Annotated in this window: 9 protein-coding genes; all 9 read left to right on the top strand. The window is 69.6% G+C overall.

What is annotated here, in order from left to right; genetic code table 11:
• The first annotated feature begins 130 nt into the window (after nt 1-130).
• The 9 genes from ABZ896_RS51165 (at nt 131) to ABZ896_RS51205 (ending at nt 7,562) form a co-directional block, all read left to right on the top strand.
• A complete protein-coding gene (locus ABZ896_RS51165) occupies nt 131-994 on the top strand; it encodes a phosphoadenosine phosphosulfate reductase family protein (protein ID WP_360945887.1) in 864 nt (287 codons plus the stop codon).
• A 293-nt stretch (nt 995-1,287) separates the two neighbouring features.
• Complete coding sequence (locus tag ABZ896_RS51170) at nt 1,288-1,692, top strand: hypothetical protein (RefSeq protein WP_360945890.1); 405 nt, start codon at nt 1,288-1,290, stop codon at nt 1,690-1,692.
• A gap of 79 nt (nt 1,693-1,771) precedes the next feature.
• A complete protein-coding gene (locus tag ABZ896_RS51175; RefSeq protein WP_360945893.1) occupies nt 1,772-2,716 on the top strand; it encodes a hypothetical protein in 945 nt (314 codons plus the stop codon).
• 110 nt (nt 2,717-2,826) lie between these two features.
• On the top strand, nt 2,827-3,264 hold the full coding sequence (locus tag ABZ896_RS51180) for a hypothetical protein (protein ID WP_360945896.1): 438 nt from the start codon (nt 2,827-2,829) through the stop codon (nt 3,262-3,264).
• A 108-nt stretch (nt 3,265-3,372) separates the two neighbouring features.
• The gene (locus ABZ896_RS51185) at nt 3,373-4,263 is read left to right on the top strand and encodes a hypothetical protein (RefSeq protein WP_360945899.1); all 891 of its coding nucleotides are present in this window, start codon (nt 3,373-3,375) and stop codon (nt 4,261-4,263) included.
• A gap of 401 nt (nt 4,264-4,664) precedes the next feature.
• Nucleotides 4,665-4,925: a hypothetical protein gene (locus tag ABZ896_RS51190; RefSeq protein ID WP_360945902.1), complete on the top strand. Its 261-nt coding sequence runs from the start codon at nt 4,665-4,667 to the stop codon at nt 4,923-4,925.
• A 217-nt stretch (nt 4,926-5,142) separates the two neighbouring features.
• A complete protein-coding gene (locus tag ABZ896_RS51195; protein WP_360945905.1) occupies nt 5,143-5,769 on the top strand; it encodes a hypothetical protein in 627 nt (208 codons plus the stop codon).
• A 100-nt stretch (nt 5,770-5,869) separates the two neighbouring features.
• The gene (locus ABZ896_RS51200) at nt 5,870-6,967 is read left to right on the top strand and encodes a hypothetical protein (protein ID WP_360945908.1); all 1,098 of its coding nucleotides are present in this window, start codon (nt 5,870-5,872) and stop codon (nt 6,965-6,967) included.
• Between the two features lie 79 nt (nt 6,968-7,046).
• Nucleotides 7,047-7,562 carry a hypothetical protein gene (locus ABZ896_RS51205; protein WP_360945911.1) on the top strand — a complete coding sequence of 172 codons (516 nt, stop codon included), beginning with the start codon at nt 7,047-7,049 and terminating at the stop codon, nt 7,560-7,562.
• The last annotated feature ends 194 nt before the right edge of the window (nt 7,563-7,756 follow it).

Raw genomic sequence — 7,756 nt, forward strand, 5'->3', positions numbered from 1 at the left:
GCTGAAGTTCCCGGACGGAACGGTGGTTGGGCGCTCCGACGGTGCCTTCAATGGCCGTCACGCGGCGAGACATCGCTCCGCACGCGCCCGGGCGCTCTTCCGAACCCCCTCATTCCTTGGGAGACCTCAAGTGACCAAGCACCTCACATCCATCCCGCCATGCGGTACCGGATGCGCCCAGCTCGAACTGTTCACCCCGCCGGCCGAGGCGGCGCCCGCGGAGCCGGCCGGGTTCGACTGGGACCGGCACGACGTCGTGGTCGTCGGCGACAGCGGCGGGAAAGACTCCGGTGTCCTCGTACACGAGGTGTGCACGCAGGCCGACCAGGCGGGCCAGCTGCACAAGGTCCGGGTGCTCCACTGCGACCTGGGCCGCACGCCGAACGGGCACCTGATCGAGTGGCCGGGCGCCCTGGAAGTGGCCCGCGACCATGCCGCCCTGTACGACGTGCCGTTCGCCGTCCGCCGCAGCCAGCGGTGGCCTTCCCTGTGGGACCGGATCATGGATCACGGCAACTGGCCCGGGTATTTTGCACGATTTTGCACGAGTGATACAAAAACGGCCGTCGGGAGGGTCTTCGTCGACGAGCTCGGCGCCGAACTGCGCCTGGGACGCCCGATCAGGGCCGGTTACGCGTTGGGGATGCGGGCCGAGGAGTCCCGGGCCCGAGCGGCGAAGCCGGTCGTCGAACGGCACCGGATGACCGCGAAGACACTGCGCGAGGTCACCACCTGGCTGCCGATCCATCACCTCAAGACCGATGAGGTCTGGAAGGCCCACGTCGACCACGGCATCCCCTGTCATCCCGCTTATGAGCTGGTGGGGCGGCTCAGCTGCCGAGCGTGCCCGCTGGCGAGCCGCCAGGACCTGATCGCGTCCGCGCAGGCCAATGCGGGCATCTTCGAGGAATACGCGGGAGCCGAGGAACACCTGGGCAAGCCGTTCAAGGAGAACTTCCCCCTGAAGCGGATCCTCCAATTGGCCCGGAGCTGACCGAATCTGGAGCACCAACCTGGTCGCCGCCAGATCGCACCTGGAATGAACGGGACCGGGGCGGCCACCACGAGACGCTGCGCCAACCGCAAATAGGGGGTCCGGCGAGCCGAAATGCTGTTGACCACTCCGACACACAAACATAGATTTACCTATGTCGAGAAGGGGTTTAAGTCGCCGAGAGGCCCAAGCGGCCCTCGCTCGGTGGCGGTTCGCCGTCTCGACTTGCTGCCGGTGCCTGGCAGGACGCGACCGGGCACCGGCACCGAGCCCATCAACGTGAAAGGACTTCCATGGAATTCGACGGACCTCTTCCGATCGACGCGCCCACCGACTACGCCGAGCTGCTCGAATCGACCGCAGTGGAACGCGGACGCGCCCAGCTGGCCTACACCCTCCGCTGGGTCGGCGAGGACGGCACCAAGACCGACGGGGAAGGCAACGTCATCGCGCCGGGGTGGGCCACAGCGCCCGACGGCTGGGCAACGTTCAACGCCTCTTTCGCCCCCGAACTGGCCGGAGCCATCTGCGCCGATCTCCTCATGTACGTGCTGGCCGCCGCCGGAGACGCGGGCATGCGGCGCACGCTGCGACAGCTCCTCGACCCGGTGACCGAGGCGGTGGAGACCACCGACGACGAGGGCCAGACGCAGACCCTGCGACGCCTCGCCGGTTCGCTGGCCGACGCCATCAGCTGACGGCATATCCCCAGCCCCCTCCGGTGCGCGGCAGGGCAAGCCGCGCACCGGAGTTGAACCCACGACGAAAGAGCACCCCATGCAGACACACGACATGCGCACCGCCGCCCGCGAACGGCTCGCGGTAGCCCGGCAACAACTGACGGCAACCCACTCCGTGGTGGCCCTCCACCGCAGGGCGGCTTCCGGGCACCTGCGGGCGATCAGCAGGACGGACGGCCGTCTTGCGCAGTTCCGCGCCGAACAGCCGCTTCTGCCCGCCGATTACAGCTCCGAGGGCGTTGGAACCGCAGGCAGGAACCGGATCCTCCGCCAGCACCTCCTGGAGAAGGAATCAGCCCTCACGGCCGCCTACGAGGTCGTGGCCACCGCACATCGGCTGGCCCTCGGCGCGGCGCACCACGACGTGCACCCCCTGCCCGAGCGCGGCACCATGATCGCTCCGGCCCATTCGGTCGCTCACGCCGCCAACTACACGGCCACGTACGCCACTTCGCACGACGGTGACCCGATCGAGCACCCATTCCCTCTGTCGGCTGACCGCGTCGAATTCGTTCTGGGTCTGTGGCAGCAGGTACGGCAGGCTCGCATCCTCGTTGATGCCTCCGGCGCGTACACCGTGGCCATGCCGGGCAGCTACATCGAACTGCGCCCCGTCGACGAGCCCGCCCCCACCGAGGGTGACGTTCTGCACGCGGCCCTCGGCGCCTACGGCGTCCCGTCATTTCCCATGTGGGAATGCGGCGCCACCTACCGCGTTGTCCCGCTCGACACCGCTGCCGCCGGGGAGGCCGTCCACACCGGCCCCTGCCTCTTCGTCCAGTCCGGCGACTCCGCCGACCGGCCGATCGGCGCCTACGACGAGCCGTGGACCATCACCTTGCACAACGCCGACGGCGACCTGATCGACACCCTCTACAGCGGCTCCCGCCTACCGGGAGGCATCGCCGAAGAGTCCGCCCACTGCGCGCAGTTCGCCGCGTCCTGGATCCGCGCCAACGCGAACGCCCACCTCCCCGGCTGACCCACCCCACGTCTCCGGGACGCGGGCAACCGCGCCCCGGAGGCAGTCCCCACCTTCTCCAGCCCGCCGCCGGACCACACGGCCCCCTCATACAGAAAGGCACAACTCCTATGACCACGCCTGCCCGCATCCCCGCCGCCGCGGTGCTGCTGCATGCCCTCGCTGCCCTGGAGATCCCGGGTTTCCCGGATCTCGACGAGAACTTCATCGTCGCCCACCCGCCGCACCTCTCCCAGAACCAGGCCCTGGATCACGAGCACGTCGCCGTCAGCACCGGCTGGGAGTTCAATGTCAAAAACTGCCCCATTGACCAGTACCCCGGCGGCTTGTCGGCCACCGCGTACGAGGGCTATGACGGCTCGGACTACTGCGACATCGAGATGGTCTACGAGGCGCCGCCCGGCGCGAATCTCACGGCCCATGCCTCCGCCTGTGCGAAGGCGGTGGCCGAGTGGTTCGCCTCGCGCCAGTCCACGACCGCCCCCGGAAAAAGGAGTGGGGCCGACGACACGGACGAGGTCCGTACCAGCACCACCGAAGTGTGCTGACTTGGGCAAAGCCGCCGACCCCTGGAACCCACAATCGGAGATCTCCACGGAGACCCGGTTGCAGTACCCGACAGTGTAGAGCCTGGCCATGAGACAGGATGAGCCACGATGACCACGACCAGAGAACAGTTCGACCGGCGGCTCGCCGAGCTCCAGTGCACCAACCGGGAACTGTCCCGCAGGGACTTCGCCTACCTCGCCGGCGTCGCCGAGAAGACGGTGCGGAACTGGCTGGGCGCCGACCCGGACTCTGTGCCCACCGCCCGCACCGGCGCGCGCGGGGCCCAGTTCTTCCCCTTGGAAGAAGGCGCCCAGTGGGTACGCAAGCAGCTCTTCGGCCCCAACGAGAAGACTCCGGAAGCGCACAGAGGGCCCCGGCTCTCCGCCGAGCCGCAACGCATGCCCTACACGCCCGGCGAACGGTGGCGCTGGGTGGACATGGCGCGGCTGCGCGGTGTCACGCCGACCGCCGTCCGGGTCCTCGCCACCGGCTACGGAGACCATCCCGAGCGGCCGTTCCCGCCCCGCGACGAGTTCGACCACCGGTGTGATGCCAGCGAGGTCTCCGCCTGGTTCTTCTGGTACGACACCACCCGTCCGGGATACAGCGGTCCCCGGCCCGCCCAGATCGCAGCGGCCTCCGGCACGCAGGACACCCGCCACAAGGAAGTGACCCGACGCCTGCTTTCGGCGCTCGACAACGACGAGGACCTCACCACCCGGATGCTGGCCGAGGAACTCGACGTGAGCGCCGACGTCGTGGCCCGCTACCTCCGGAAGGCGGCCGAAGCTGTTCTCCCCGGGCGCGGCCTGATCTCGCGCAGCCAGATCGCCGAGCGCCTGCCCGCGACGTCCCCCGCACTCACGCCCGCGCAGCGCCGCGAGCGGGTGAAGACCCTCCTTAAGCGGCAGAGCGCGCCTGCCCCCGTCATCACGGTGGGAGATTCGCCGTACTACGACGAGACGGCCGTCGCCGAGCTCCTCACGCCTCCCGCGTGACCCTCGCCGACCACGGCGTCCCCGAGCGGACAGGCCGAGGTCGGCACTCTCCTTCGCTTCCCGGCGATCGAGTGTGGGGCCCTCGGCGGACGGAGTGCAAGGCCGGGCTTCGCCGCGTCCTTGCACTCCGTCCGTTCGGACCCCTCTCTTCTTCTTTGCCGGGACGGGGAGGGCGCATCTTCCGGCACAGGACCGGGGGCGGCTCGGCGCCGTGGCCGTGTGCGGCGCCATACGCCCTTGCACCTCTCCGACGTACTGCGGGCAGGGCGAAGTCCCCAGAGATTGACCCCTGTTGCGCTGCGGTTTCACGTTGACCACCCCACCCAAGAAAGATAGATTTACCTATGTCAAGAGGGGGTAGGGCAAGCCCCCGGAACCCACGCTCCACCAAGGAGACCACCTTGGACGAGAACCCCGAGCAGACCGAGTTCTGGTTGGTGTGCGAGACCGGCGACATCGAGGAGTTCGACACCTACGAAGACGCCTACGAGGCGCTGACGGCGGCCGTCGCGCGTGACATCAAAGAGCACGGCGAGGAGACGGCCCGCGAGTCGGGCGTGATCCACCCGTACGGCTACACGATCAACGTCATGCGCGAGGGCCGCGACGTCACGGAGGACTGGGAGCGCAACCAGCCCTACAAGCCGCTGAGCGTGGACTGAGGGCCCGACTGCCCGCCCCGGCCCTGCCGCGCAGGGAGCCGGGGTCCATCGAATCGCCGAGCCTCACGGCTTGGTCGGCGCACGAGCTCGCGCGACCCGCTCCGCGAGCCGGCCCAGACGGCGCCCTTTGCTCGCCCCACCTTTCCCCGGGGCGCTCCCGACGCGTCCCGCAGCTTCCGGCCGGAGGACTACCGGCCCCACACGAAGGAACTTGATCATGAAGCTCTCCCATGCGCAGATCGCCCCCGAGGCCCGCGCCGCGTACGGCGGATACTGCGTCTTCCCCATGCGACTGGCCCCGTTGCTCGTCATGCGGCTTACCGAGATGCGCGAGTACGCGTTGACCCTCAGCTTCATCGACGTCTGGGCCGACACCGCCGAGCAGTTGGACGACGCCATCGCGTCCGTCTGCTTCGCCCATGCCGCCCCGCTCGGCCGCCGCCGGAAGTACCGCAGCATCGCCGGTCGTGTCGTGCTGGACACCATCGGGGCGTACGAGAAGGCCTTCAGCGACTCCTTCTTGGACGACGCAACGGGCCACTACCACCCCGAACCCGGCACCGAATACCCGTTCGCCGTCTCCGACATCGGCCGCGCCGCCGCCGATCTGCTCGGCGACGAGTGGTCCGCAGACCCTGGGGCGTGGGGTACGCGCGCCTACCTCCAGGCGGACGGCGAGAGCAACGGCTACACGCTCGCCGTCTCCGACAGCGGAGTCCTGCACATCGAGACCCACTCCGCAGCACACCGCACCGAGTTCTTCGGTGTGTGGCCCAGCGACGGACTCGGCGACATCGCTGCCCGCGTCACCGCCACCATCCGCGAACTCCGCACGGGCGACTGACCCGCCCGGCGCGACCGCGCCCCGGCCACGCAACCGGCCCGGGCGCGGTCGCCGCCGTCCGGAGAACACCCGCTCCACCGAGTGAGAGGAACCCCCAGCCATGACCACCACGGCCCGTAGCATCGTTCGAGAGACCGATCGGCCGTCCTACACCCGCTACACCCCCACCAACGGCCAGCGACCGGAGGGCACCGAGTACGGCGTCGACGGATGGCTGTTCACGCTCCCCGGCGAGACGCTCTACGGGCACCAGTTCCCCCAGCGCACCTATGCAGCGTTCCAGGTGTCCGAACACGGGATGCTGTTCTGGATGGTGCGCGAAGTCGACGGCAAACGACGCCAGCGTGGCAGCACCAGCACCAGCCGCAAGGCCGCGGTCGCCTTCGCGGTCGACGCTGTCGCCGCCGAGCGGGAGCGTGCGGCGGACAACGCACAAGGCGACCGTGCAGCGGCGCCCCCGATCGCCACCGAACGGGCCGCACAGCAGTCCCATGTGTACTCCGCCGAAGCCGAGGCCGAGCACTTGCAGCGCATCCGCAAGAGCGAGGAGCACGAGCGGCCGGTCACGGCCGAGATCCGGCTGGCGTACCCGCAGGCCGGGGGCGGCGCGTCACTGCGCCTGTACAACGCGAGCGGCGACGAGGTCGACCGCGAGCCGCTCACCGAACGCGGCGCGGCCGGTCGGCAGAACAACCCGGACGGAATCTATCTGGGGTCGCTCACGTCCGGCGCGATGACGGCGGGCCTGCTGCGGGCTGCCGGATGGCACCTGACGCAGTGCGGACTCCAACTCGCGCCGGGCGAGCAGTGGACGGCACGCCCCGTCCGCAAGAGCGAGGCCGAACAGTGGGCCGCGTGGGCACCTCTGCTGCCCGGCGGGCACGCCGCTACCCCTCTCGCCCGCGTGGCGATCGTCCCCACTCGCGAGCACCTGGCCGTAACGGAACGCCGGTTCGGGCCCGTGCCGGAGATCCCGGCTGTTGCCGGGCTGGAGTTCAAGCAGTTGGGGCGCTGGTCGTGGTGCTCCACCAACTCACCCCGGCTTCTGGTTCTGGTATGGACCCCTCGGCTCGGCGGTGACCGCTGGTACGTGTGGGACGAGACCGACCACCCTCACCACATCGTCGGCACGGCGCGTGGCAACGGCGCGGCGGGCGCGGCGGGCGCGCTCACGGCGGCCGGTCTGTCCCTCGCCTGATCCGAAGGGCCCCGGCGCAGTGCAGTCCCGGGGCCGTCTCCCGCCCGCGAAGCGAAACCCGAGCACCGAGAGGAACCTCATGGGACTGCGTACCCTCCGTTTTCATCCGCTCTCCGACATGCCGCTGTTCGAGACGCAGCACGCGATGCGCGGCGACCGCTTTTACCCGAGCGCGCGCGTGCTGCGCTCCCTCGCACCGCGCACCCCGCGCCGCGCGCCCGAGGCATCGCCGTGCATCGTCTACCACTCCCCGTGGGGCCACCTCGTCGTGACCGAGATCGACCCCGAGAACCTGCACGGCTACGGCTGGACCTGCCTGTCGAGCTTCCCCGGCGGCGCCGAATGGGGAGACCTCGGATACATGGGCGACATCGAGACGAAGCGCGGCACGCCCTGGGAGTACTGGGAGCGCGACCTGTACTCGGACGACCGTACGGCCGCCGCCGCCATCGCCCGCATCCTGCGGCGTTTCGATCCACCCGTAGCCCGCAACGCGCAGGAAGAAGAGCAGCAGGCCCACGAGTCCGCGGCCCCGGCCGCTCGTGCCCTGGCCCGCGTCCCTCAGGCCCCCCGAGGGGCCATGGGCCAGCCCTGAACCAGACCGCCGGCCCGGGGCCCCGCACCCTGGGCAGCTGCCTGCCGCCCGCCGACGCACCAGGTGCGCCGGGTGCAACAAACTGTGATCACAGAAGCCTTCATAGCAGCGGGAAGTATCGGGTTCCTGACATTCTGGCTCTCAGGGGTCTTCTCGCCAAGCCTCGACGGATTACCCCTAAGGCTCGCGTTTAT

The organism is Streptomyces sp. NPDC047072, from assembly GCF_040643855.1.
Taxonomy (GTDB): Bacteria; Actinomycetota; Actinomycetes; order Streptomycetales; family Streptomycetaceae; genus Streptomyces.

Bases quoted from the DNA above. Each gene is read 5' to 3' on its own strand.
- ABZ896_RS51170 (WP_360945890.1), top strand. From the start codon at position 1,288: ATGGAATTCGACGGACCTCTTCCGATCGACGCGCCCACCGACTACGCC.
- ABZ896_RS51175 (WP_360945893.1), top strand. From the start codon at position 1,772: ATGCAGACACACGACATGCGCACCGCCGCCCGCGAACGGCTCGCGGTA.
- ABZ896_RS51180 (WP_360945896.1), top strand. From the start codon at position 2,827: ATGACCACGCCTGCCCGCATCCCCGCCGCCGCGGTGCTGCTGCATGCC.
- ABZ896_RS51185 (WP_360945899.1), top strand. From the start codon at position 3,373: ATGACCACGACCAGAGAACAGTTCGACCGGCGGCTCGCCGAGCTCCAG.
- ABZ896_RS51195 (WP_360945905.1), top strand. From the start codon at position 5,143: ATGAAGCTCTCCCATGCGCAGATCGCCCCCGAGGCCCGCGCCGCGTAC.
- ABZ896_RS51200 (WP_360945908.1), top strand. From the start codon at position 5,870: ATGACCACCACGGCCCGTAGCATCGTTCGAGAGACCGATCGGCCGTCC.
- ABZ896_RS51205 (WP_360945911.1), top strand. From the start codon at position 7,047: ATGGGACTGCGTACCCTCCGTTTTCATCCGCTCTCCGACATGCCGCTG.